The organism is Porphyromonas sp. oral taxon 275, assembly GCF_018127745.1.
In the GTDB taxonomy this organism is placed as follows: Bacteria; Bacteroidota; Bacteroidia; order Bacteroidales; family Porphyromonadaceae; genus Porphyromonas.
Genome location: NZ_CP072333.1, coordinates 1,253,677 through 1,279,636, shown reverse-complemented (window position 1 = coordinate 1,279,636; position 25,960 = coordinate 1,253,677). Strand labels below are relative to the sequence as shown.

At 62.2% G+C, this 25,960-nt stretch carries 20 protein-coding genes; 19 read left to right on the top strand and 1 reads right to left on the bottom strand.

The genetic code is table 11. From position 1 onward, the window contains the following. Window positions 1-283: 283 nt before the first annotated feature. The 14 genes from J4862_RS05165 to J4862_RS05100 all read left to right on the top strand — a co-directional run bounded on the left by J4862_RS05165 (window position 284) and on the right by J4862_RS05100 (window position 17,356). Window positions 284-2,677: a TonB-dependent receptor gene (locus tag J4862_RS05165; protein WP_211788064.1), complete on the top strand. Its 2,394-nt coding sequence runs from the start codon at window positions 284-286 to the stop codon at window positions 2,675-2,677. A gap of 33 nt (window positions 2,678-2,710) precedes the next feature. Beyond that, window positions 2,711-4,150: a DUF4374 domain-containing protein gene (locus J4862_RS05160; protein ID WP_211788063.1), complete on the top strand. Its 1,440-nt coding sequence runs from the start codon at window positions 2,711-2,713 to the stop codon at window positions 4,148-4,150. 133 nt (window positions 4,151-4,283) lie between these two features. Then, a complete protein-coding gene (locus J4862_RS05155; RefSeq protein ID WP_211788062.1) occupies window positions 4,284-5,471 on the top strand; it encodes a PepSY domain-containing protein in 1,188 nt (395 codons plus the stop codon). 485 nt (window positions 5,472-5,956) lie between these two features. Continuing rightward, on the top strand, window positions 5,957-6,658 hold the full coding sequence (locus J4862_RS05150; protein WP_211788061.1) for a precorrin-2 C(20)-methyltransferase: 702 nt from the start codon (window positions 5,957-5,959) through the stop codon (window positions 6,656-6,658). 91 nt (window positions 6,659-6,749) lie between these two features. Continuing rightward, the gene (rlmB, locus tag J4862_RS05145; protein WP_211788060.1) at window positions 6,750-7,493 is read left to right on the top strand and encodes a 23S rRNA (guanosine(2251)-2'-O)-methyltransferase RlmB; all 744 of its coding nucleotides are present in this window, start codon (window positions 6,750-6,752) and stop codon (window positions 7,491-7,493) included. A gap of 27 nt (window positions 7,494-7,520) precedes the next feature. Continuing rightward, window positions 7,521-8,153 (top strand): L-threonylcarbamoyladenylate synthase, encoded by a 633-nt coding sequence (locus tag J4862_RS05140; protein WP_211788059.1) that lies wholly within the window; start codon window positions 7,521-7,523, stop codon window positions 8,151-8,153. Window positions 8,154-8,181: 28 nt separating this feature from the next. Next, the gene (gene ybeY, locus J4862_RS05135) at window positions 8,182-8,631 is read left to right on the top strand and encodes an rRNA maturation RNase YbeY (protein ID WP_211788058.1); all 450 of its coding nucleotides are present in this window, start codon (window positions 8,182-8,184) and stop codon (window positions 8,629-8,631) included. Between the two features lie 128 nt (window positions 8,632-8,759). Next, on the top strand, window positions 8,760-9,488 hold the full coding sequence (locus J4862_RS05130) for a type III pantothenate kinase (RefSeq protein ID WP_211788057.1): 729 nt from the start codon (window positions 8,760-8,762) through the stop codon (window positions 9,486-9,488). A gap of 6 nt (window positions 9,489-9,494) precedes the next feature. Beyond that, a complete protein-coding gene (locus J4862_RS05125; RefSeq protein WP_211788056.1) occupies window positions 9,495-10,793 on the top strand; it encodes a hypothetical protein in 1,299 nt (432 codons plus the stop codon). A 54-nt stretch (window positions 10,794-10,847) separates the two neighbouring features. Then, window positions 10,848-12,197, top strand: a complete 1,350-nt coding sequence (locus J4862_RS05120) for a M48 family metallopeptidase (RefSeq protein WP_211788055.1) — start codon at window positions 10,848-10,850, stop codon at window positions 12,195-12,197. 19 nt (window positions 12,198-12,216) lie between these two features. After that, the gene (locus J4862_RS05115; protein WP_211788054.1) at window positions 12,217-13,032 is read left to right on the top strand and encodes an LPS export ABC transporter periplasmic protein LptC; all 816 of its coding nucleotides are present in this window, start codon (window positions 12,217-12,219) and stop codon (window positions 13,030-13,032) included. Window positions 13,033-13,050: 18 nt separating this feature from the next. After that, window positions 13,051-14,301, top strand: a complete 1,251-nt coding sequence (locus J4862_RS05110) for a hemolysin family protein (RefSeq protein WP_211788053.1) — start codon at window positions 13,051-13,053, stop codon at window positions 14,299-14,301. 140 nt (window positions 14,302-14,441) lie between these two features. Beyond that, window positions 14,442-16,919, top strand: coding sequence for an FAD-dependent oxidoreductase (locus tag J4862_RS05105; protein ID WP_371742378.1), 2,478 nt, complete (start codon window positions 14,442-14,444; stop codon window positions 16,917-16,919). Window positions 16,920-16,942: 23 nt separating this feature from the next. After that, the gene (locus J4862_RS05100) at window positions 16,943-17,356 is read left to right on the top strand and encodes a MarR family winged helix-turn-helix transcriptional regulator (RefSeq protein ID WP_211788052.1); all 414 of its coding nucleotides are present in this window, start codon (window positions 16,943-16,945) and stop codon (window positions 17,354-17,356) included. A 227-nt stretch (window positions 17,357-17,583) separates the two neighbouring features. Here the strand turns inward: J4862_RS05100 and J4862_RS05095 are convergent, their stop codons facing one another. After that, the gene (locus tag J4862_RS05095; RefSeq protein ID WP_211788051.1) at window positions 17,584-19,134 is read right to left on the bottom strand and encodes a FadL protein; all 1,551 of its coding nucleotides are present in this window, start codon (window positions 19,132-19,134) and stop codon (window positions 17,584-17,586) included. A gap of 904 nt (window positions 19,135-20,038) precedes the next feature. On the opposite strand from J4862_RS05095, the gene J4862_RS05090 reads away from it, so the two are divergent. From J4862_RS05090 to glmM, 5 genes are read left to right on the top strand one after another with little or no spacing between them, the layout of a single operon-like run. Next, complete coding sequence (locus J4862_RS05090) at window positions 20,039-20,815, top strand: C40 family peptidase (protein ID WP_211788050.1); 777 nt, start codon at window positions 20,039-20,041, stop codon at window positions 20,813-20,815. Further along, window positions 20,815-22,701 carry an ABC-F family ATP-binding cassette domain-containing protein gene (locus J4862_RS05085; RefSeq protein ID WP_211788049.1) on the top strand — a complete coding sequence of 629 codons (1,887 nt, stop codon included), beginning with the start codon at window positions 20,815-20,817 and terminating at the stop codon, window positions 22,699-22,701. Before J4862_RS05090 ends, J4862_RS05085 begins: the two co-directional genes overlap by 1 nt. Before the next feature lie 48 nt (window positions 22,702-22,749). After that, window positions 22,750-23,805, top strand: a complete 1,056-nt coding sequence (locus J4862_RS05080; protein ID WP_211788048.1) for a bifunctional oligoribonuclease/PAP phosphatase NrnA — start codon at window positions 22,750-22,752, stop codon at window positions 23,803-23,805. 35 nt (window positions 23,806-23,840) lie between these two features. After that, window positions 23,841-24,473: a DUF4827 family protein gene (locus J4862_RS05075; RefSeq protein ID WP_211788047.1), complete on the top strand. Its 633-nt coding sequence runs from the start codon at window positions 23,841-23,843 to the stop codon at window positions 24,471-24,473. 40 nt (window positions 24,474-24,513) lie between these two features. After that, window positions 24,514-25,908: a phosphoglucosamine mutase gene (gene glmM, locus J4862_RS05070; protein WP_211788046.1), complete on the top strand. Its 1,395-nt coding sequence runs from the start codon at window positions 24,514-24,516 to the stop codon at window positions 25,906-25,908. Window positions 25,909-25,960: the final 52 nt, after the last annotated feature.

Genomic DNA, 25,960 nt, shown 5'->3' with positions numbered 1-25,960 from the left:
CCTCACGGCGCTGACTGATATCCCTCATAGGCGCTCGAGCTAAGGGGCAGGAGGCTGAGGGGCTCACCTCCCCGTACCTCTACCCCGGTGAAGTATCCCCAAAGCGACTTCCATAAGGGCTGTCGCTCGCAGCGTGCGAGCGTGCTGCGGCCGAAGTAGCGGGATCGGCCTACCTACTATATTGTAGCGCTGCGAAGGGGAAATACCTATCTTCGGTGATTGCGGCGCGTAGGTCAGACTCTTATCTTTGCGGCGCTTTACCGAATTGAGACCCATTACGTCAATGCATCATCTCCTCCAGCGCGGCCTAGCCCCATACTTCCTCCTCTTGCTTCTCCTAGTCCCGACCCTAGCCGAGGCGCAAGGCCTCGTGACCTTACGCGGCCGAGTGCTCACCACAGAGGGGCAGGCTATCCCCTACGCTGGCCTGCAGCTCGAGGGAAGCCGACGGGGCGCCGTAGCAGACTCGCTGGGGGGCTATCAGCTGCAGCTCCCCGAGGGGCGCTACCGCCTGCGCGTCTCTGCGCTAGGCTATCAGAGCCAGCAGCGTGAGCTCGTGCTGACGACGCGCACGCCTGAGCTACAGCTAGACTTCCGCCTCGTGGCCAGCAGCCGCCAGCTGGAGGGCGTAGAGATCGTAGCCCGAGGAATAGGGCGTCTGCAGCGATCGCCGTATAACGCCGTGACGCTGGAGAGCCGCGCCTATCGCTCCTCGACCAAGAGCCTAAGCGAAGTCCTCGCTGCAGCGCCAGGCGTCAAGGTGCGTCAGACGGGCGGGGTCGGCTCGGATACGAATGTATCGCTGGACGGCTTCAGCGGCAAGCATGTCAAGGTCTTCATCGACGGTATCCCACAGGAGGGACTAGGGCGGAGCCTCGGCCTCAATAATATCCCCATCAGCTATGCCGAGCGCATCGAGGTCTACCGAGGGGTAGTCCCCGTGGACTTCGCTACGGACGCTATCGGGGGTGTGATCAATATCGTCACCTCACAGCGCACGCGTCCCTGGTATGTCGACGCCTCCTACGCGGCAGGCTCCTTCGCTACGCATCGCTCGACGCTCAGCGTGGGGGGACGCCTGGGGCAAGCTGGCTTCTTCGGAGTCGAGGCCTTCCAGAACTATTCGCGCAACAACTACTGGGTCGACACGCCCGTGCAGGACTTCGCCTCGGGGACAATCGACCTAGACCGCGTGGAGCACGTGCAGCGCTTCCACGATACCTATCATAATGAGGCGGTGATTGCCAAGCTCGGTCTGCAGCGCCAGCCCTGGGCAGATCGCCTCCAGCTGAGCCTGCGCTATGCTCAGTACTACAAGGAGATCCAGACGGGCGTGCGGCAGAGCATCGTCTTCGGCGAGCGTCATCGCCGTGGCTACAGCTGGTCCCCCACGCTGGAGTACGTACGCCGCCAGCTGCTGGATGGGCGCCTGGATCTGACGCTGATGACGAGCTACACGCAGGCGCGCAGTACCCTCATCGATACCACGGCCTATAAGTACAACTGGCGCGGAGAGCGTGAGCTCGGCCTGGGGCTCGGGGAGCAGGGCTATGCGCACAATCGTGACGATGAGCGTACCTGGACGGCCTCCCTATCCTCGCTGCTGCGTCTGAGGTCGGGCGCAGCGCTCAAGCTGAGCCATCAGTTCAGTCACTTCACCCGCGAGACGAGCTCCTTGCTGGCGCGCCAGGCCGTGGGGACAGATATCCCCGATCGAACGGCTAAGGGCGTCACGGGGCTCTCGCTGCAGCTGCGCCCTCAGGGCTGGCTCGGGATGACGCTCTTCGCGAAGCATTACCTGCAGCGTGTCTCGGGGGCTATAGCGACGACGGGGCTGCAGGGTCAGTTCGTCCGTCACAGCTATGCGACCAGTACCTTCGGCTACGGATTGGCGAGCTCGGCCGAGCTGGGCCGTGGCTGGCAGCTCAAGGCCTCCTATGAGCGCGCCTACCGACTGCCCTCGATCACGGAGCTCTTCGGCGACAATGACCTCGATCAGGGCAAGCTAGGACTGCGCCCCGAGTACAGCCATAACCTCAATCTCAATGCGAGCTGGAGCCATCGCCTCGGTGCGCTGCATCAGCTCCTCCTCGAGGGGGGACTGATCTGGCGTGATACCCGGGACTACATCCAGCGTACGGTGCAGAATAATGGTGGCGGGCACTGGGGCGCTAGCTACATCAACTACGGCCGCGTCCATACCCGTGGGCTCAACCTCGGCCTGCACTACGACTATGCCGACTGGCTAAGCCTCGGGGGGAACTACACGCTGATGGACGTACGCGATGCCCTGCCCACCGACCCGACCAGTGGCCTGCCCAACGTGGGCTACAAGCATCGTATGCCTAACCTCCCTTACTCCTTCGGAGGCCTCGAGCTTAGCCTCAGGAGAAAGGGGATCCTCGGCGAGGGCTCCCTCCTGAGCCTAGGCTACGACAACCAGTATACGCGTGCCTTCACCTTCTACTCCGAGCGTCTCGGGGTGAACGCCCGTGACTTCCTCGTGCCCGACCAGCTCGCGCACAACCTCACCATGACGCTCTCCTTGGCTCGGGAGCGCTATGCGCTCTCCCTCGAGTGCCGCAATCTGACCGATGCAGCCCTATACGATAACTATAGTCTCCAGAAGGCTGGGCGTGCCCTCTACGCCAAGCTACGCGTGCACCTCGGGCACTAATTCACCTTTATTATTCAGTAATCCAACTACCCCATGCGCTATCATCTGATCCCCTCTCTAGGCCTATCGGGGCTGGCCCTCTGTGTCGGCCTCCTCGCTTCCTGCTCTAGCAAGAACGATACTCCCCAACCTACTCCTAAGCCCAACCCTGGCCCTCAGCCCGCTGCTAAGAACTATGTCCTAGCGGTGAACGCCAGTGCCTCGGGCAACCAGTCCACCACGCTGCTGCTCAAGCTCACTGATATCACCAGCCCGCGTACCCTCTCGGTCGCCGAAGGCCTACAGACCGATGGCGGCACCGAGTACGTCTACCTCAATGATCATCGCTACCTCTACAGCATCGCCTACCGCCAGGCAGGCAAGACGGCGACCTTCTCCTATGCGCTGGGTGCGGATGGGGCGCTGACCAAGCGAAGCAAGAGCTTCGAGGGCAATCGCTTTACCTCCTTCGGCATCGTAGGCAATACCCTCATCACCAGCTCCACGGGGCAGTCGCCACAGAGCACGCCCGATGCGGCTGGCTATCGCCCTATGTCCTTCCTGCTGACCTACCTAGATGCAGAGGCCGAGACCCAGACGCAGTACAACCAGCTGACGGCCGAGAACTTCCTCGGTACGGGCGAGTTCGTCACGCTCTGCGGCCTACAGCCTCACGAGGGCAAGATCTATGCTGGGATCATCCCCATGGGCCTTAGTCAGTACGGGGCGAATATAGATGCGCAGTGGCAGGGCAATAGCTATGTCTCGGGCAAGTGGGTCAAGAAGGGCAATGAAGACCTCGTGAAGACCCAGAACGGAGGAGCCCAGAGCAGTGCCTACAAGCGCGGTGAGCTGCAGTGGACGCAGTACCCTGACTCCTGCCATGTGGCTATCTTCGCCGACAGCCGCCTTAGCTCGCCCAAGGTCATCAAGACTGATCGCATCAGCTACCCTGCAGGTCGCTTCAAGAGCCAGTACTACCAGATGATCTGGCCCGATGCCTCGGGGGACCTCTATGTCTTCTCGCCTAGCTTTGCCAAGACGATGACCGATGCCCGTCAGCGCACCAAGCTCCCCGCTGGGGTGATGCGTATCCGTAAGGGGACCGAGGCCTTTGATGCGAGCTACTACTACAACCTCGATCAGCTGTCGGGCGACCGAGGCTTCCAGCATGTCTTCCCCCTCTCGGGAGATGCCTTCCTCCTCTACCTGTATGATCAGTCCTTCGCTAAGCTGACCAATCAGCAGCTGGCCTCGCAGCTGGCTATCTTCCACGCGCAGACGGGTCGCTGGGTCAATGTGACGGGGCTGCCTCAGGATGTCACCGAGTTCGGTGGCCGTCCGCTGGTGGAGCAGGGGCTAGCCTATGTGCCCGTCATGAGCAAGTCTCAGCGCCCCGCGCTCTACTCGATCGACCTCACGACGGGCGTCGCCACGCGCCGTGTCGAGGTAGAGGCTACGCGTATCAGCTCTGTCGGCTACCTCCAGCGCTAAGCCCTCTGGTTTAGCCTGCACTTATATCCCAAGCCTTAGCCTAGGGCGTCCTGTCTACACTGGATCAGGGCGCCCTAGGATTTCTTCCTTTATCCCCCTACAGGCTTACCTATCTCCTTAGTCAAGCGACACTATGCGTAAAGTATCGAAGAAGCTACACCTCTGGCTCAGCCTCCCGCTGGGTCTCGTCATCTCGCTCATCTGTCTCTCGGGCGCCGTCCTGGCCTTCGAGCAGGAGCTGACGGAGCTCGTCTACCGCCCTCGCTACTACGTGGAGCCGCTCCCGACTCCCCGCCTGCCGCTGGATCAGCTAGCCCTCACGGTCTCCAGGACGCTCCCCGATACGGTGACTGTCACGGGCATCACCGTGCCCTCAGATAGTACGCGCTCCTATACTGTCCTCCTGTCGGCACCGCGCGGAGCGGGTGTCCTCGTCGATCCCTACCGCGGCACGATCCTCGGGCGGAGTGATCGGACGCCTTTCTTCGCCACCGTCCGCCGCCTGCATCGCTGGCTACTCTGGAGCAAGCCAACCGAGGGCGACGGCCCTTCCTGGGGGCGTATCATCGTCGGGACGAGCGTGCTCCTCTTCGTCCTCAGCCTCCTGACGGGGCTCCTGGCCTGGTGGCCAAAGCAGCTCAAGGGGCTAGGGAAGCGGCTGAAGATCCATACCGATAAGGGACGGCCGCGCCTCATGCACGAGCTGCACACGGTAGGGGGGGTCTATGCGCTCGTCCTGCTGCTGGTGATGTCACTCACGGGGCTCACTTGGTCCTTCGAGTGGTACAAGAGCGGCTTCTATGCCGTCCTAGGCGTCGAGCTACCGAAGGAGCAGCACGGGGGGAAGCCTGAAGGAGCTAAGGGCGCCCATGGTAAAGGCGCTCGGGGTAGAGCGGCTAAGGGCGATAAGAGCCAAGGGGCGGGCCCATCACGCCAAGCACTACCGCCGAGCTCTGTCTACTGGCCGCAGCTCTATGCCGCGGTGCGCCAGGTGAAGCCCTACCCTGAGATCACGCTGCGTAAGGACGAGGTGAGTGCCCGCTGCAGCACTGTGGGGAACGTCCGTGCCGCCGATGTCTATAGCTTCGACCCCGAGACGGGCGTCCTCGGCGCGTGCAAGCGCTATGATGAGGCCGCGCCTGCAGGTCGCCTGCGTGGCTGGATCTACTCCCTCCATACGGGTGCCTGGGGTGGCTGGCTGACCAAGCTCCTCTACTGCCTAGCGGCACTCCTCGGGGGGACGCTGCCGCTCACGGGCTATTACCTCTTCGCACGGCGTCGCTGGAGAAAGGGAGCGAAGAAGCGCTCCGTCCGCTCTTAGGGCAAGGCTAGCCCCCAAGCCGCGTAGCTCTTCGCTGCTGGTTTCGCCTAGTCCAAGGTGCTCGCCTCGGAGCGCTTAGCCCTACAGCTAGAGGAGCTCTAACTGAGGAGGAGTGCCTCTAGTCTAGGCCGATCCATGAAGGCCGGGAAGGGTGGGGGCAAGCTGATGTGCGTATCCTAGCTCCCTGACTGGTATCCCTTGGCCTCCCTGACTGATACCCCTCACGCTCCGCACTCGCGTCCTTCAAGGGGCTGACTGATATCCCTCAGAAGCCCTCCCCTTAGGGCCAAGGCGCTCAGGAGTAGCCCCGATCCTTCGTCCTGTCTCTACTCACGGAGGCAGCCCGAGGGCTAGGGGAGGAGGCTTCAGCCCTAGGACGCAGCTCGCTAGCGGGAGGCGCTGGGCGGGGAGAAATCCTTATTTTTGCTGCGCCTTAGCACTAGGCTGAGGCGACCAATGACTTAACTAAGCTCTCCACTACGATTATGATATCCTTCGTATCCCTGGGGCCAGGTGACCCCGAGCTGATCACGCTGCAGGCGCTTCGCTGCCTGCAGGCGGCCGATTGCATCTACGCCCCCGTCCCCGTCTCGGCCAAGGGACGCCACAGCTCCAAGGCCGAGGAGATGATGCTCGCCCTAGGCATTCGCCCCGAGCAGATCCAGCTCTATGATCTGCCGATGAGCAAGCAGCGTGAGGGCGCCTGCGCGGCCTACAGCCAGCTCGCCGAGGAGCTCATCCGCCGCGAGCAGGCCGAGCCCGGGCGCTCCCTCGTGGTGGTGGCTGAGGGCGATAGTGGCTTCTACTCCTCCTCGGCCTACATCAGCGAGCAGGTAGAGGCTGCGGGGCTCGCGGTACGTCAGCTCTGCGGGGTGCCTGCCTTCATCGCCTGCAATGCGCTGGCGGGCGGGCAGCTGGTGCAGCTCGAGGAGCAGTGCCGTGTGATCCCAGGCGAGGCCACCGAGGCTGAGTGGCAGGAGGCCTGGGGCTCTATCCATACGATCGTGGTGATGAAGGGCTCGCTGTGCGAGGCCGAGATCAAGCGGGCGGTGGCGGCTCATCCCGAGCGTCGCTGGCAGTACTTCGAGTTCGTCGGCATGCCCAAGGAGTACGTCACGGAGCGCCCTGAGGAGATCCTAGAGCGCAGCTTCCCCTACTTCTCGATCATCATCAGTAAGCGCCGCTAGGCGGCTTGGGCCTCGGGCTAGACGCAGGGATTGTCGTATCTTTGCCCTGCTGCCTCAGCGTGAGGCTATTGAGCTAAAGACAAGAAGATAGATGGCAAAGAGTAATATGATCTTCGGCATCCACCCGCTGCTAGAGGCGCTGGAGGCAGGCCGAGAGATCGACAAGGTAATGATGAGGCGCGGACTGCGCACCGAGGAGAGCGCACGTATCCTAGCACTCTCGCGTGAGCGCTCGGTACCCGTACAGTTCGTCCCCGAGGAGCGTCTGGGGCGCTTGACCCAGCGCCAGCACCAGGGCGTCATCGCCTTCATCAGCGAGATCGAGTACACGCCGCTGGAGGAGCTGGTGGCGCGTGTCTACGAGGAGGGGCGTGCCCCCTTCATCGTGCTGCTGGATGGGCTGACGGACGTGCGTAACTTCGGCGCGATCGCCCGCACAGCTGAGTGCGCTGGGGTAGATGCCCTCGTCATCCCCGAGCGGGGCAGCGTGAGCGTGACGGCCGACGCCGTCAAGACCTCCGCCGGGGCCCTGCACCGTATCCCCGTGTGCCGCGTGAGCAGCATCGCCGCAGCTGTCGGCCTGCTGCAGAGCAGTGGTGTGCGCGTGGTGGCTGCCTCGGAGAAGGCCGAGGAGCGCTATACCGAGACCGCGCTCCAGCTCCCGCTGGGGCTCGTCATGGGCGCTGAGGACCACGGCGTATCGACCGATGTGCTCCGCATGGCAGATAGCATCACCCGCATCCCACAGGTCGGTGCCATCGGTTCGCTCAACGTCTCCGTCGCCGCTGGTATCCTGATCTACGAGGCCGTACGTCAGGAGCAGCTCGGCGCCTAAGCCATATTATACGAGGAGGACGAGGCTATGCTGATACGACTCTACCCCGACGCCCCCGACTATCGCCTGCTGAGTGAGCTCATCGACCAGCTGCGTGAGGGCGCCGTCTTCATCTATCCTACAGCCTCGGGCTATGCCTACTGCTGCGATGCCCTGCAGCCCAAGGCGATCGAGGCACTGTGCCGTCTCAAGGGGGTTGACCCCAAGAAGAAGTCCCTCTCCATCGCCTGCGCCTCCTTGAGCCAGGTATCGGAGTACTGCAAGATGAACGACCGTGCCTTCAAGTTCATCAAGGACCACGAGCACAACTATACCTTCATCCTACCAGCTGCGGGGGCACTGCCCAAGATCTTCAAGCGCCGCAACGAAGTCGGGGTACGCCTAGCACAGCATGCTGTAGGGCGTCTGCTCTCGGAGCACCTCGGTAATCCGCTGGTGACGGCCTCGCTCCCCATCGAGGACGAGACCGAGCCCGAGTATGCGACCGATCCCGAGCTGATCGATGAGCGCTTCGGGCGCCTGGTGGCAGGGGTCTTCGACGCGGGGATTGTCCCGCTCGCCCCCTCGACGATCGTGGACTGCACGACCGAGCCCTTCGAGGTGCTACGCCACGGCCACGGTCGTCTGACCGATGACGAGCCGCTGCTGCGCGAGGACTAGCCTAGACCTATATATATCTATTGAGACGATGATCGAATTCTTTGCGGATGAGGATGTAGTGCGTCCCGCCCTGCGCGAGCGCCTGGTGAAGACCTGGATCAAGGAGGTCGCCGCGAGCTACAAGCGTAAGGTCGACCAGCTGTACTACCAGTTCTGTAGCGACGAGCATATCCTGCGGGTCAATCAGGAGTTCCTCCAGCACGACTATTACACCGATATCATCACCTTTGACAACAGTGAGGGGCAGCGCATCGCGGGTGATCTCTTGATCAGCCTCGACACGGTCAGGAGCAATGCCGAGGAGGCGAGCGTCCCCTTCGACGAGGAGCTCCACAGGGTGATCATCCATGGGGTGCTGCACCTCTGCGGGCTCAATGACAAGGCCCCTGGCGAGCCTGAGCAGATGCGTGCCGCCGAGGATAAGGCGCTGGAGCTCCTGCGCTCGCACCTCAAGCCAGGCGAGCCCTTCCTACTCTAGATGACCCGTCTAATGCCTCTTCTACAGGGACTTGAGGCGGCGCAGATGCGTCCGCTCCCAGCCCCAGTGGTCGCTCTTACGCAGAAAAGCCGTTACTTTGTAGTCTAATTGGACAATTCGATCGAGACGTGAACTTAATCATCGACCAAGGGAATACGGTATGTAAGGTAGCGGTGGCTGTGGGCAAGGAGCTGCACAAGCACTGTACCTACCCCCAGCTCTCCCTGCGCGATGTGCATCAGATCCTAGCGGTCTATCCCGACATAGACGCAGCCGTCTACAGCTCGGTAGCCCAGGTGGATCAGCCGCTGCTCGGGATGCTGTCGGAGCGTATGCCTCTGGTCATAGAGATCGGGGCGAGCACCCCAGTACCCCTAGAGATACGCTACGACCGAGCACGCCTCGGGAGCGATCGCCTCGCGGGGGTGGTCGGGGCCTACTCTCGGGTAGGCCGAGGGCGTGAGCTGCTCGTCGTGGATGCTGGCACGGCCATCACCATCGAGCGGATCACCAGTGAGGGCGTCCATCTCGGGGGCAACATCTCCCCGGGACTCTACACGAGGACCAAGGCGCTCAATCACTTCACCTCGCGTCTTCCGCTGCTCTCGGATCTAGAGGATCTGACGCTCGGCTTCGGGCAGACGACGCGTGAGGCCATCAGCCGCGGCGTGCTGCAGGGGATCGTCTATGAGATAGACGGCTACATACAGGCCCTGAGAGCAGCGCACCCCGACGCGGTGGTATACCTGACGGGCGGCGATGCTACGTTAATACAGGAGACGCTGCGCCAGGAGGTCTGTGTCGACCCTGATCTTGTCCTCTACGGACTAAATGAAATACTGGAGTACAATAAATAGTAGTCAATGAAGAAGCTACTCATACAGCTGGTCCATGGCGGCCTCCTCACCCTGGCCGTGAGTACAAGCGTGCTCGCGCAGAACAATAACGAGCGCTCGCCCTACAGCCGCTACGGCTATGGCCGACTCGGCGCCCGCCAGACGGCCGCAGCTCGGGCTATGGGAGGACTAGGCATCAGCCTGCGTGACGGGCTCGTGGCCAATCCAGCGAACCCCGCCTCCTACACGGCCGTGGACTCGATGACCTTCATCATGGATCTGGCCGTATCGCTGCGCGGGGCTTACCTCAAGGAGAACGGCAAGACGGATAGCCGCGTGCTCGGCAATCTCGACTACGCCACGATCCTCTTCCCCGTGAGCCGTCATCTGGCGGTGAGCGCAGGGATCATGCCCTTCTCGACGGTCGGCTACCAGTTCGGCAATACCCAGCAGCTCAAGGGCACCGAGGGGGCCAATCCCTACCGTCGTACCTACTCGGGGCAGGGGAGCATCAATGACCTCTACCTCGGGCTAGCAGGGCGTATCGGGCACTTCTCGCTCGGGGTCAATGCCGCCTACCTCTTCGGCTACACCTCGCATCAGCGACAGATCAACTTCCTACGTGAGGAGGCGGTCAATCCCATCTACCTGACGCAGCTCCACCTGACGGGCTTCAAGGTCGATGCGGGCCTGCAGTACGAGCTGATGCTGGACAAGAAGCATGAGCATAGCCTCACGATAGGGGCGACCTTCGCCCCCAAGATGTCGCTGCGCTCGGAGCGCATTCAGCAGCAGCTGCGCTACAATGGGCAGACCAATCAGAGCACCCTCCAGCTGAGCGACACGACGAGCTCGACGAGCCAGCATATCGTACCCCTCAGCGCGGGCTTCGGGATCAGCTACCGACGTGCTAACTCACTCCTCATCGGCCTCGACGCCAGCTATCAGAAGTGGAGTGAGTCGAAGTACACCGACGGCGACGCTAGCTTCACCGACCGCTATCGTGCCGCCCTCGGGCTCGAGTGGATTCCCAACCACCGTGCACGTAACCCCTTCTCTCAGGCACGCTATCGCCTCGGGCTGAACGGAGCGAACTCCTACCTCAAGGTGCCTACCCCTAGCGGGGAGCTCACGGGCTACACCGAGCTAGGTGCCTCCCTCGGGGTCGGGATCCCGCTCATCGACCGCCGCTCGCTGCTTAACATCAGCATCGACTACAACTACCTCCGCCCTGGCAAGGCCGATATGGTCAGCGAGCACAGCCTCGGTCTGACGGTCGGCATCACCTTCAACGAGGGCTGGTTCCGCAAGGCGCGCATCAACTAGCCTCGCGCATCGCTATACAAGGATTGATATCACACTAAATAGAAGACAAGACACATGAAACTGAACAGAATGCTCTTGGTCGCAGCCCTGGGACTTCTCTCCACGGCTGCTTATGCCCAGACGGGGAAGGCCTCTGGGACGCCTTTTGGTCACGGTCAGGATAGTATCCGCTGCCGCCAAAGCATCAGCCTCTTCACGAGCCTAGGGAAGACGGGCAACTACCAGGATGCGCTCGAGCACTGGAAGAAGGCCTACGACGAGTGCCCCGCCTCCTCTAAGAATATCTACATCATCGGCTCGAAGATCCTGCACTGGCGCCTAGAGCAGGCCAAGGATCCCGCAGCGAAGAAGGCTGTCCTGGAGCAGCTCCTCAAGCTCTACGATGATCGCGCTACCTACTTCGGCGACGACGACAAGATGCCTGTGGACAAGATTATGCTCGCCAAGACGAAGGATTACCTCACCATAGCAGGTAAGGACGCTGACTACACCAAGATCTACGCTTGGCTGAAGCCTGCCATCGCTCAGACCAAGGGCGCTACGGCTCCTGAGGCCCTCTACTACTATACCTTCGCCTCTCGCTCGGTCGCTATGCGTGACACCACGAAGATCGAGAACTACATCAAGGATTACCTCGAGGCTACGGGCTTCGCCGATGAGGCGCTGGCTGCCGCTGGCGAAGACGCCGCTGCACGCAAGCTCGTCGAGGACTTCAAGAATCCTATGGATGCTGAGTTCGCTCAGAGTGGGCTGGCTGGCTGTGACCTGCTGACCAAGCTCTACACCTCGGACAAGATCGACGAGCACAAGGCAGACAAGGCCTATCTGACGACGACGGTAGCCCTCTTCCAGGCTGCTGGCTGTGACGCTCCTGCCGTCTTCCGCGCTAGCCGCTACCTCTTCGATATCGAGCCTACGGCCAACGCTGCTATGGGTCTGGCTGGTGAAGCCATCTCCTCGGGCAAGTACGCCGAGGCTTCGGAGTACCTCAACAAGGCCATCGCTCTGGCGAAGACTTCCTCTGAGCGCGTCAAGTGCTACGAGGTCCTCATCCAGCTCTCGCTCAAGCAGGGCAACCACGGTCAGGCACGTACCTATGCCAACAAGGTGCTCGCCGAGAACCCCAACTCCGGTCAGGCGCTCATCGTCCTGGCTCAGAGCACGGCTAACTCCGCCAGCAGCTTCTTCCCCGGTGACCCCGTGAAGCAGCGCTGCGTCTACTACCTCGTCATCAACAAGCTGCGCCGTGCCGCTAGCGTGGACCCCAAGGTAGCAGGTCAGGCCAACCGCCTCATCGCCTCCTACCAGCGCTACCTCCCCTCCGCTCAGGACATCTTCATGCACCCCGAGCTGAAGAAGGGCAGCACGCTCAACATCGGTGGCGAGACCATCGTCATCCCTTAGTCTAGAGCATACCTAGCGTATGATAGACTTGCGCTCGCCCCGAGGGGCGAAGCCATTACAACTAGAGCTCTCCACCGAGGATCGTAGGTCCTCGGTGGAGAGCTCCTCTTTTTCCCTACGCCTGCTGCTCGCGCGTCTGGGGGCGGCCTTAGGGCTCCTTTTCCTCGGCCTCACGACGGCCTGCACGAAGGAGCGTGTCGAGGTCAAGAACCTAGACGTCAACCCCGACTCGCTCTACACGGCACGCATGCTCCAGCTCAACACGTTGATCTCGGACTCGGGCCTTGTCCGCTATCGTATGACGGCCCCAGTGCTGCTTATCTATGAGCGTCCCGAGCGCAACGAATGGGTCTTCCCCAAGGGCCTGCTGCTCCGTCCCTACGATGGCAGTCAGGGCAGCCAGGTCTTCATTAAGGCGGACTCGGCGGTACGGCGCACCGAGCACGAGGAGTGGGAGCTGGTCGGCCACGTCCAGGTGCAAGGCCCCAAGGGCGAGCGCCTCAGCACGCACCGCCTCTTCTGGCAGCGCGATGCCCGCAAGCTCTATTCGCGGGACACGACCTACTTCTTTACTCAGGGGCGTGAGCTCCGCGGCTCACGCTTCGAGGCCACCGATGACCTCAGCTGGTACGAGATCCAGGATAATAAGGGCAGCCTAGAGTACGAGGATAAGCCCGCCCCTGCTTCCCCCGCTTCGTCTCCCACACCTACCTCGTCCCCCGTGCAGCCCGCTATCCCCGCTACGCCTGCAGCCCCTGCTCGCCCCTCCGCTCCAGCTACTCCGTCGACCCCCGCTGCCTCAGCTCGTCCCGCTGCACCAGCCCGTGTCTCCTAGCTGCTATTCCCTAGACCGATGACGATCTACCTCTATATCTTCCTCAGCCTCCTGGCCTCGGCTTTCTTCTCTGGGATGGAGATAGCCTTCCTCTCCTCGGACAAGCTGCGCCTGGAGCTCGACCGTACTAAGGGCGGGCTCTCGGCCAAGGTGCTGGGCCTCTTCTTTGCCCGCCCCGACCGCTTCATCACGACGATGCTGCTGGGCAATAATGTGGCGCTGGTCATCTATGGGCTGCTGATGGCAGAGCTGATGGAGCCCTGGCTGGAGCGTCTCGTGGGCGATAGCGACGGGCTGATCCTGCTACTGCAGTCGGTGCTCAGCACGCTGCTCATCCTCTTCGTCGGGGAGTTCCTCCCCAAGGTGACCTTCAGGGCGAACCCCAACCGCACGATGCGCTTCTTCTCCTCGCTCCTGCTCCTGGTCTATGTCCTGCTCTATCCCTTCGTCTACGTCATCGGCTGGATCACGCGCCTTGTCCTCTTCCTCGCGGGTCAGCGCAGCACGAGTGTAGCCATTCGTCCCGCGCTCTCCTCACTGGACCTCGAGTACTACCTGACGCACAGCTCGGATGACGGGCAGGCCTCGGGCATAGAGACGGAGGTCAAGATCATTCAGAACGCTATTGGCTTTGCGGAGCTGCAGGTGCGCGACTGTCTGCTGCCACGCAACGAGATCGTCGGTGCCGAGCTCAATACCACCCGCGAGCATCTCGAGCGGCTCTTCATCTCCACCGGCCTCTCCAAGCTCATCATCTACCGCGATAATATCGACGACGTCGTCGGCTACATCCACTCCAGCGAGATGTTCCGCCCAGGGCCTTGGCAGGAGCGTATCGTCCCTGCGGTCTTCGTCCCAGAGAGCATGCAGACCAGCACGCTGATGAAGCTCCTGATGCAGCGCAAGAAGAGCATCGCCATCGTCATCGACGAGCTGGGCGGTACCGCAGGGCTTATCACGCTGGAGGATGTCGTAGAGGAGATCTTCGGTGACATCGAGGACGAGCACGACCGTCAGAAGCGTATCGCCAAGCAGCTGGACGAGTCGACCTACCTCTTCAGCGGACGCATGGAGATCGATGACATCAACGAGCAGTTCGATCTCACGCTCCCCGAGGACGAAGACTACCAGACGGTAGCGGGCTTCATCCTCCATCACCATCCCAGTATTCCCACTCCTGGAGAGGTCCTCGAGATCGAGGGCTTCAGCTTCGAGATCCTGCGCTCGACCTCGACTAAGATTGTCCTGGTGAAGATGCGCCTGCGCTAACAGTAGACCTGCGATGCACCCTTGGGTTATGTTGTTCCCTTGGGAAACTTTATTGCGAGTCAATATTTGGCTATCTTTGACGAAGCCTAGAGCAAGGGGGCTGCTCCTTCCGCTAGGCATCACACCATAGTATAGAGCTAATGATGCACGAAGCAGAGTCAAAGAAGAAGTACCTCATCATCGGTGGGGTCGCAGGCGGAGCCACGGCTGCCGCTCGTATCCGACGCCTCAGTGAGCAGGCCGAGATCATCCTCCTCGAGCGGGGAGAGCATATCTCCTATGCCAACTGTGGCCTTCCTTATTATATCGGGGGCGTGATCCAGCAGCGCGATCGCCTCTTTGTCCAGACACCCGCTGCCTTTGCCCGTAGGTTCAATATCGACGTGCGCACCCAGAGTGAGGCCATGTCTATAGATCCCGATCGGCAGGAGGTCAGCATACGTACGGTCGATGGCCGCAGCTATACCGAGCGCTATGACGAGCTGCTGCTCTCCCCTGGGGCAGCACCGCTGCGTCCACCTCTCCCTGGGATCGACCTCGAGGGAATCTTCACCCTGCGTAATGTCGCCGACACGGATAGGATCAAGGCCTATCTAGAGGGACATCAGGCCAAGCGTGCCGTCATCGTCGGCGGGGGCTTCATCGGGCTGGAGATGGCGGAGAACCTCCACCAGTTGGGCCTCGAGGTCTCGCTCGTGGAGATGGCGCCGCAGGTGATGGCTCCGATGGACTACTCGATGGCGGCCTTCGTACACGAGGAGCTCCAGAGCAAGGGCGTCGCGCTCTACCTCGAGGAGGCTGTAGCAGCCTTCGAGCAGGTAGGCGAAGGCCTCCAGCTGCGCTTCCAGTCGGGGGCGACGCTTGCGGCTGACCTCGTCCTCCTCTCCATCGGGGTACGCCCCGAGACAAAGCTCGCCCAGGAGGCTGGCCTCAAGCTCGGGGAGACCAAGGGCATCTGGGTAGACGAGTATCTGCAGACCTCCAAGGCGCATATCTGGGCCGTGGGGGATGCCATCGAGTATCCGCACCCCGTGACGGGACAGCCTTGGCTGAACTATCTCGCTGGTCCTGCCAACCGTCAGGCACGTATCGTAGCGGATAATATGGTGCTCGGCGCCCAGCAGCGCTACGAGGGCTCGGTAGGTACAGCCATCGCTAAGGTCTTTGACCTCACGGTCGCCACCACGGGCCTCCCCGCCAAGCGCCTCAAGCAGCTCGGTATCCCTTACCTCTCGGCGACGATCCACGCCGCCTCGCATGCTGGCTACTATCCATGGGCTCGGCAGATGGCCATCAAGGTCACCTTCGCCCCCAGCGACGGGCGCATCTACGGCGCGCAGATCGTCGGCTACGATGGGGTAGACACCCGCATCGACCAGTACGCACTGGCCCTCAAGCGCGGCATGACGGTCGCTGAGCTCACTGAGCTCGAGCAGGCCTACGCCCCGCCCTTTTCCTCGGCCAAGGATCCCGTAGCGATCTCGGCCTATGTGGCGGAGAATATACGCAGCGGGCGCATGCAGCCGCTCTACTGGCGCGAGCTGTGCGAGGCCGACCTATCTAAGGTAGCCCTCATCGACGTGCGCACCCCCGAGGAGTACGCCCTCGGCACCATCCCAGGCGCGGTCAATGTGCCGCTGGATGAGCTGCGCGAGCGCCTCGCGGAGCTGCCCCGTGACCGTGCCCTATGGCTCTTCTGCGGCGTGGGGGTGCGCGGCTACCTTGCCTCCAACATCCTCCGAGGCCAGGGCTACAGAGAGGTGCGCAACCTCGTCGGGGGCATCAAGACCTACCGCGCGGCTACGACTGTGATTCAGCGACCCAGCGATCCCCACGCGGGAGCGGCTAGCGCAAAGGCAGCTGCTGAGCAGCCCGCCGCGGCGCCTGAGCTCCGCGTGCTCGATGCCTGCGGCCTCCAGTGCCCAGGCCCCATCCTCCAGCTGCGCCGCGCTATGGACGAGCTCCCAGTGGGGGGGCGCCTCGAGGTACGTGCTACGGATGTGGGCTTCCCCCGCGATGCCGAGGCCTGGTGCCGCAGTACGGGACATCGCTTCGTCGGCTCCCGCAGCGAAGGCGGCGTCTATATCGTCCAGCTGGAGAAGGCCAGCGTCTGCGCTCAGGAGGCGAGCCGACCCGTTAGTGCTGGGCAGCGCAACAAGACCTTCATCCTCTTCGATGACGATCTGGACAAGGCGCTGGCGACCTTCGTCCTTGCCAACGGCGCAGCCGCTACGGGGGGACGGGTCAGCATCTTCTTTACCTTCTGGGGGCTCAACGTCCTGAAGCGCGAGCACAAGCCACGCGTGGCGAAGGACTTCTTCGGCCGTATGTTCGGCTGGATGCTCCCCTCAGACTCGACCAAGCTCCCGCTGTCGAAGATGAACTTCCTCGGCATCGGCCCGCGGATGATGCGCTACCTGATGAAGCAGAAGGGCGTGGACTCCATCGAATCCCTACGCCAGCAGGCGCTCGCCGCAGGCGTGGAGTTCATCGCCTGCCAGATGTCTATGGACGTCATGGGCATAGCGTGCGAGGAGCTGCTGGACGAGGTCACCGTCGGCGGTGTCGCCTCCTACATGGAGCGCGCCGAGCAGGCGGGAGTGAACCTGTTTATTTAATGACGAACTAGCAATAACGATCTATGGAGTACGTACGATCCATCTGTGTGATGAGGGACTTAGTCCGGGCGCTGGCCGCCCTAGAGGATTCCCTCGCCACGGCACACGGCCTTTCGCTCAACGAGGCCATGGTGCTCTGTGTCACGGGCTACGAGCGCGTGACCCCTTCCTTCATCTGTCAGCAGACGGGTCTATCGCCCTCCAATACCTCTAAGGTTACCAGTTCGCTGGAGCGTAAGAAGTACCTCGTGCGCCGCCTCGGCAAGGAGGATAGGCGTCAGATGTTCTTCTCGCTGACCCCTCAGGGGCGGGAGCTGCTCGAGGGGCTGAAGACCCATCAGTTCGACATCCCCGAGCTACTGCGTAGCTGCTTCGAGGAGACGGAGCCTGTCTGCCCCGAGCGGGCAGAGCCCACTCCGAGCCCAGCCGAGGAGTAGCCCCGAGCGCTATCCAAGTAGTGCAGCCCCACAGCGGCAAGCCCTCCCTCGGGAGGACCTGCCGCTGTGGGGCTGCGCGCTTTTACCCCCTTGGGTACGGACGTGCTTAGCCCTTTGCTTGCCTGCCCTTGGGAGCACGGCGTGGCGTAGGGGTAGATAGATGAAGCGGGCTCCCTGAGGTCTATGCCTCGGGGAGCCCGCTTGCTTGCTGTCGGGAGCTCGCTACCCTAGAGCGTGTAGTCGATACCGATGGAGAAGATCTGGTTCTTACGCGTGTAGCGCTCCTTGGCGCTGACGCCCTGCGGGGTGAGGGCGCTCTTGGCGATGTAGAGGGCCTCCTTCTGGTGATCGCGGTAGTCGGTGAACATGTAGGCGAGGTTGAGCTGCAGCTCCTTCGTCAGCTGGATCCCCGCCCCGAGGCCGTAGGAGTTGGAGCTCATGTCGAAGTGCAGGTTGCTCTGATAGTCGTCCGTCACGCCCTTGCGCGTCAGCTGAAGGCCGGCGCTGAGCTCCAGCCAGTCCTTGGCGCGCCACTCTAGGCCGAAGAGGTATTCGCTGGTGTTGTGCTTCAGCAGCGTCTCCTTGCCGCCTGCCATACGAGCCTGCTTCTCGAAGAAGTGGTTGAAGCCGACCGAGGCCGTCAGGCTGGGCAGGATGCGGTAGGAGACCCCGAGGGCAAGCGCTGCGGGCAGGTCGTTGGGCGTCTCGATGCCGTCGTCGAACTGTGCCATGCCCGAGCCGTTGTGCTTCGTCTTGTTGCGCACCGTCAGCGCCGTGCGGAACTCATAGCGCGCCCCGATGTCCCAGCCGTCCTTCTGGAAGTGAAGGCCGATGATGGGCGCGATACCTAGGCCTGTTTGCTTGACCTCGATCTGCTTGTCTTTCGTCCCTTCGGCGAAGCGCTTGGGCAGCCCGAGTACCGTCTGTACTGAGGCCTGGGCGGCTGCGGGTAGACTCCCGAGGAGCGGCTGTAGCGCAGGTAGGCGCGACTGCAGACCCTGATCTACGAGGGCGAAGTAGGCAGGAGCGGGGACGTACTCGCCAGCCGAACCGGGCTTATTGACCTGGATGCTGCCGATGTGCCCCGAGTAGGTATTGTAGGCGTAGCTGATGCGGACACCGAGGTGGGCGGAGAGGTAGTCGGTGAGCTTGTAGCTCGCCCCGAGCTGCAGCCCGAGGGTGTACTGCAGGCCCTCCAGCTGGCTATCGAGGCGGTACTGATTGACGCCCGTAAGGGGGGCGAGCATCGTGGGGAGCTGCTGGCGCACTGCCGCGGGGATGAGCTGCGCCAGAGCGGGGTTGGAGAGCAAGCCCGTCAGTGCCTGCGTCGTAGCGGGGATAGCCGCTACCTGCCCCTCGAAGACGGGGAGGCCCTGGCCGAAGCTCGCCTTACCGCCGCCACCGAAGACGCCGACTACGGCTGAGAAGGCCCAGTTGCCCTTCTTGTAGGCTCCCATGAGGGTGGGGAGGATGGGGGCGGTAGCCTTGCCCTCGAAGTGCTTGGTCTGCTGCCCGCCGTTGTAGGCGAAGGGGGCGAAGGTTGCCTCGATGTCGCGCTGCTGGAGCACGGTCTGGCTGTTGAGGCTGAAGCGCCAGCCGTCGGGCGTGAAGACCAGCCCTGCGGGGTTATAGTAGGTAGCATCGATAGCAGTGGAGGCGTTGCGTGCGAGGCTACGGAGGTAGCGTGCGTGCAGGCTGGTGTTGTTCAGTAGACCTCCTGCCTCGGCCGAGGAGAGGCTAAGCAGGGACAGCAGTCCCAGCGCTAGGGTTCGTTTCATCGAGATTCTTGTCGTATATCATACTAGAGCTAGCGGAGGCTAGCGCCTGGAGGCCAATCCCCCGAGGCGCTGCAAAGATAAGCTAAATGCTGCACACTATTCGGGAGAGTGTGCCGTATGAGGGCCGATGCTCCTCTAGATTAGCAAGTCGTGCTTGCGAATCGGCCTCCCTTGCTCCGCTTGTCCTGCCCTCAGCGCCACCCCCTCTTAGCTCCCGGCTCACTGACTGCTATCCCTCAGCGTCGTGACTGCCGCCCCTCAGCTCGCTGACTGCCGTCCCTCAGCCTCCCGACTGATATCCCTCAGCGCCGTGACTGACGTCCCTCAGCTCGCTGACTGCTACCCCTCAGCGCCGTGACTGACGTCCCTCAGCTCGCTGACAGCTATCCCTCAGCGTCGTGACTGCCGCCCCTTAGCCTCCCGACTGATATCCCTCCCGATGGCTCTTCCTTAGTCCACGAGACAGATCTATCATATCCCCTTGTCCTAGGCTAGGCTATGTCTGTGGAAGCTCGGATAATAGGGAGCGAGGTGGATAGGGCTGAGGCGTACAGAAAGCCGCAGCCTATACGTCGGCACAAGACAAGGGCGAAGGGGCTGCCGAGGCCTGCTCATCCCCTGCTGATGCCTCTCGGTCGATCTCAAGGGGAACTCCTCCTATCCCAGTGCGCACGATGCGTCAGCCCCGGCATGGCGGATGTGGAGGAGGGCTAGCTGCTAGAATAATCGTATCTTTGTGACCGTTATATGTGCGTGCCGTGCGCGGGTACGAGGCTTTCAATGATCGCTACACTATAGGCCTCGTGGCGCTCGCCCTTGCTCCCCAGCCGTGCGGAGTAGGGCCTCGAGGCACGGCGGGCGCTGCTCACACGGAGCGGTAGCCCCCTCACCTAAATACTACAAGATGTCTCGATATAAGCAGTCCCTCACTACGCTCGCCGTAGTGCTCCTTCTCCCCTTTACGAGTCCTACTACCCAGGCAGCTCAGCTGCAATCCCCCCTCACCATCCTAGAGCAGACCAGCACCGCTGCTGAGCTCTACCTCGAGTCCGCACCCGCCAAGGCCTCACAGCCCAAGGCGAAGAACAAGCGGAAGGCCAAGGCTAATACCAAGAGCGCCCAGGCCAAGTCTAAGGCCCTGGCGAAGAACAGTAAGAAGCATAAGAAGGATAAGCGCTTCCGCTCGCGTCGTCGCGGCTCGGGCCTCGGCTACAGCTACGAGCCTGTAGAGATCGCGAGCCATACGCCTGAGCTCATCCGCTCGGTCATGGAGCACGGCCATGAGCTTCTCGGGCACCGCTACCGCTCCTCGGGCATTGCCCCTTGGCCACTTGACTGCTCGGGCTTCGTCAAGTATATCTTCTCCCTCGAGGGGATCAAGATCCCGCATTCCTCGGCAGCCCTCTCCGTCTATACCAGTAGGCTCAGCGACCCGAAGCCTGGGGACCTCGTCTTCTTCCGCGGGAGCAATAGGGGTAGTAGCCGCATCGGGCACGTCGGTATGGTCGTGAGCAATGAGGCTGGGGACATCAAGATGATCCATAGCAGCTCCAGCAAGGGGATCGTCATCGAGAGTATTACGGGTAGCGCCTACTACTCCTCTCGCTATATGGGTGCTGGGCGCCTCCCGCAGCTGGCTGGCCACTGGCGTCAGCTGCCTGACTCCATCGCGATGCCCTAATGCTGCAGGTCGATCAGCTCACCAAGAGCTTCGGGGATCGTGTCCTCTTCTCCGAGCTTAGTTTCTCTATAGAGCGCGGGCAGAAGGTCGGGCTCATTGCCCCGAACGGTACGGGGAAGTCCACGCTGATGCGCATCCTCCTGGGACTCGAGCCTCAGGACGCGGGGACAGTAGTCTACGAGCGCGACCTACGGCGTGCCTACCTCCCGCAGCTCCCCGAGCTGACACAGCAGGGGACGATCCTCGAGGCCTGCTTCAGCCCCTACGATCCCGTGGCACAGCTGACACTGAGCTGGAAGCGTGCCGTCGCCGAGGGGGATAGCCGTCGTATGGAGGAGCTCCTGCCCGAGATGGAGGCCCAGGGCGCCTGGGACTACGAGCAGCGCGCCAAGGAAATCCTCGGGGCGCTGGGGCTGCACGAGCTCACCAAGCCTATCACCAAGCTCTCGGGCGGCGAGGCCAAGCGCGTAGCCCTGGCGGGAGCCTTGATCAGTCAGCCTGACCTGCTGCTGCTCGACGAGCCGACCAACCACCTAGACCTGGCCAGCATCGAGTGGCTGGAGGACTACCTCAGCCGCTCCACGATGGGGCTGCTGCTGATCACCCATGACCGCTACTTCCTCGACCGCGTCTGCAATCAGATCATCGAGCTCGATGCTGGGACGCTCTACCGCTATAAGGGGAACTATGACTACTACCTCGCCAAGCGTCAGGAGCGCCACGAGCAGGCCGAGGCGCTGCGTCAGCGTGCCCTCAACCTCTATCGCCGCGAACTGGAGTGGATGCGCCGCCAGCCTCAGGCGCGCGGCACCAAGGCGCAGTATAGGATAGACGCCTTCCACGCCCTCGAGCAGCAGACCCGTACGCCTCGCTCCGAGGGGGCTATCGCCCTCGGGGAATCGGCCTCGGGCTATATCGGCAAGAAGATCTTCGAGGCGCAGCATGTGTCCAAGCGCTTCGGGGATAAGGTCATCCTCGAGGACTTCAACTACATCTTCAGCCGCTATGACAAGGTCGGTATCGTGGGGGAGAACGGCGTTGGGAAGACCAGCTTCCTCCGTATGCTGCTGGGCGAGCTGGAGCCCGACACGGGTGCCTTCGACATCGGCGAGACGGTGCGCTTCGGCTACTACAGCCAGCAGCCACCTGCCTTCGCCCCCGAGCGACGCGTCATCGACATCGTGCAGGACCTAGCGGAGAACTTCACCCTGCCTGCAGGCAGTGGGGTAGAGCGCCTCAGTGCCTCACAGATCCTGACGCGCTTCCTCTTCCCTCCCGAGCGTCAGTACACCCCTGTCGAGAAGCTCAGCGGGGGCGAGCTGCGTCGTCTCTACCTCTGTACCATCCTCGTCACCTGCCCCAACTTCCTCATCCTCGACGAGCCGACCAACGACCTTGACATCCTCACCCTGCAGGCTCTGGAGGAGTACCTGCAGGACTTCGCGGGCTGCGTGCTCATCGTATCGCACGACCGCTTCTTCATGGACAAGGTCACCGAGCACCTGCTCTGCTTCGAGGGGGCGGGCAAGGTGCGTGACTTCCCAGGGAACTATACCCAGTACCGCGCCTTCAAGGCTGCCGAGGAGCGCCGGGCTGCCGAGCAGGCTCAGGCCGAGGCGCAGAAGGCCGCAGCCGCAGCTCCTGCCAGTCGGAGCGCGAGCCCTCGAGCAGCACGCCTCAGCTACGCTGAGCGCAAGGAGCTGGAGCAGATCGAGCAGCAGCTTAGCTCGCTGGACGAGGAGCGCGCCAGCCTCGAGGCTGAGCTCGCCACGGGCACGCTGGAGCATCAGGCGCTCATGAAGGCCTCGGAGCGTATCGGGGCCATCATCGAGCTGCAGGACGAGTTGACGCTCCGACAGCTCGAGCTCGAGGAGCGTCAGGGCTAGCCCCCATCCACCGTACATCCTATCCCAAGCACACCCACATCCTAATCAATGAGCAAATATCAGTGGTCCTCCGACCTCGTCGCTAGCCTCCACGAGGCACTGGCCGAGAGCAAGCGTATCGTCATCCTGCCGCACACCGCGCCCGATGGGGACGCCGTAGGCTCTATCCTGGGCTGGAAGCTCATCCTAGAGCACGCCTGCCCCGAGGCTGAGGTCACGGCGATCAGCCCCGACCGCATCGAGGACTACCTCCGCTGGATGCCGCACCTGGAGGAGCTCCTCTGCTTCGCCGATGAGCCCGAGCGCTGTCTGGAGCGCCTTGCGGAGGCCGACCTCATCTGTCACCTCGACCACAATACCATTACGCGCCTCCGACATGCGCCGCTCATCGAGGCGGTGCGCGCCAGTGGGGCACGCCGCCTGCTCATCGACCATCACCTGGACCCTGATCCAGACTTCGACTACTGCATCAGCCTCCCTAATGCCTCCGCTACCTGTGAGCTCATCTACCAGCTCTGCCTTAGCCTTGGCTACCACGAGGCGATCAGCCTCGAGGCGGCGACGCTGCTGCTGACGGGGATTATCACCGATACGGGGCGCTTCATGTACAGCCACCTCTGTCCCGAGCTCTTCGAGACGGCCTCAGGGCTCCTTGCCCTTGGGGCAGACTACGCTCAGATCATCGACCGACTTAACTATCACAATCCCGAGCAGCAGCTGCGCCTACAGGGCTATGTGCTCGACCGCAAGCTGGAGCTCTACCCCGAGCTACGCGCGGCTGTGCTGACCCTCAGCCAGCAGGAGCTCCAGCAGTATGGCGCCAGCAAGGGCGATACGGAGGGCCTCGTCAACCTGCCGCTCAGCATCGAGGGCATCGACTGCTCCTGCTTCATCCGCGAAGACCGCTCGCAGATCAAGCTCTCGCTGCGCTCCACGGGAGACTTCCCCGTCAATGAGCTGGCGCAGGAGGCTTTTGGCGGCGGTGGTCACCGCAATGCTGCGGGAGCGGAGTACCAGGGGAGCATCGAAGAGGCCAAAAATATCTATCTTTGCCACCTACAGAGGTTCGTCGCTAGCAGCCGTGCAGCGCAGCCTCATGACTAGCATCGTCGGACATATCTCTAGAAGCTCTACGCATAATGAAAAAGCTCACTAGCTATCGCATACTCGCGCTCCTCCTTGCCCTCCCTCTGCTGCTGGGCAGCTGCAAGAAGAAGAGTGACTTCAAGCCCCTCTCTCAGCTCAAGAAGGAGCAGACCCGCGCCATCGAGCAGCTTATAAATAAGGAGCACTTCGGCGGACTGATCCAGAATATCAATCAGGAGGCCTTACCCGCCGAGACCGATAGCCGCTACTTCTACAAGCTCGCCAACGGCCTCTACGTCCGCGTCAAGAACCGCGGTGATATGACGCGTCGCGCTCGACTCGGGGAGACGACCGTCAGTATCGAGATGACGGGGCGCCTCTTCCGCGAGGACGAACCCGAGCTCCTGAGCTTCAGCTCTATCACCAACCCCGCCTATCAGCCTACGCGCTTCCGCTATATGACCAACTACAGCGGGGGTATCGAGACGCACTACACGCTGCTGGGGCAGGTGCCCTTCGCCAGCTCGCTCGACCGCTTCATGTGCGAGGGTATCGCCTATCCCGTGAGCTATATCGGAGACGGTGCCGAGCTCGAGCTGATCATCCCCTTCGAGCTGGGACCCTCGGAGTCCTACGTGCAGGGGCGTAGCATCTACCTTAGCAAGATTATCTACAAGTACCTATAGTCGCATCCACGCACACTACATCTAACCAGACGATCCAGTCATGACACTCATCAAATCCATCTCAGGGATCCGAGGCACCATAGGGGGCTCGATCTCTGATGGGCTCAATCCGGTAAGCACAGCACAGTTCGCAGCAGCCTACGCACAGTTCATTCGCCAGCAGAGCGGCAAGGCTCGTCCGCTCATCGTCGTGGGACGCGACGCACGCCTCTCGGGCTTCATGGTCAAGCAGATTGTCCTTGGAGCCCTCGTCGGTATGGGCTGTGACGTCATCGATATCGATCTAGCGACGACGCCCACCACGGAGGTGGCTGTCGTCGGTAAGGGCGCCGATGGGGGGCTCATCCTCACGGCTAGCCACAATCCTAAGCATTGGAATGCCCTCAAGCTCCTGAATGCGCGTGGCGAGTTCCTCAGCGATGTAGAGGGCAAGGCGATCCTCCGTATTGCCGAGAGCCAGGATCTCCAGTTCGTCCAGGTCGGCGAGCTGGGGCGTGTCGTCGAGCAGCAGAGCTACCTCGCCGAGCATGTCGCGGCGGTACTTGAGCTCCCTGGGGTCGATGTGGAGGCCATACGCAGAGCGGGCTTCCGTGTGGTCTTCGACAGCGTCAACTCTGTTGGAGGCATTGCCGTGCCCGCCCTCCTAGAGGCGCTGGGCGTCCAGCAGATCACGGGTATCAATGATGAGCCTACGGGGGACTTTGCCCACGACCCCGAGCCGCTGCCCGATCATCTCATTGAGCTTACAGAGGAGGTGCGCCGTCAGGGGGCTCACGTGGGCTTCGCTGTGGATCCCGATGTAGACCGCCTGGCGATCGTCGACGAGCAGGGAGGCTTCTTCGGTGAGGAATACACGCTGGTCTCGATCGCCGACTACCTCCTCGAGCTCAAGGGCGGGGGCAACACCGTCTCCAACCTCAGCTCCACCCGTGCTGTACGTGATATCACGCTGCGCCACGGCGGTAGCTACGAGGCAAGCGCCGTCGGCGAGGTCAACGTCGTGACGAAGATGAAGGAGACGGGCGCGCTGATCGGCGGCGAGGGCAATGGCGGCGTCATCTACCCCGAGCTGCACTACGGCCGCGATGCCCTCGTAGGGATCGCACTCTTCCTCTCGCTGCTCGCTAGGCGTGGGATCTCGGTCAGTGAGCTACGCAAGAGCTATCCCAGCTACTTCATGAGCAAGCAGCGCGTGGAGCTCCCTGCAGGCGTCGAGGCCCAGGAGCTGCTGGAGCGCTTTGCCGCTGACCAGGCAGGCGAGGGTGAGATCAGCCGCATCGACGGTATCAAGATCGACTACCCCGATCAGTGGGTGAACGTGCGCCGAAGCAATACGGAGCCCATCATCCGCATCTATACAGAGGCTCCGACGCAGGCAGCCGCTGATGCCCTGGCCGATTCGTCCAAGGTGCTCATCAGCTCCTACCTCGCTTAACCCACCTATCTAGGCCCCATAGTCTAGCCTCATCCCTCGAGTACGAGGAGCG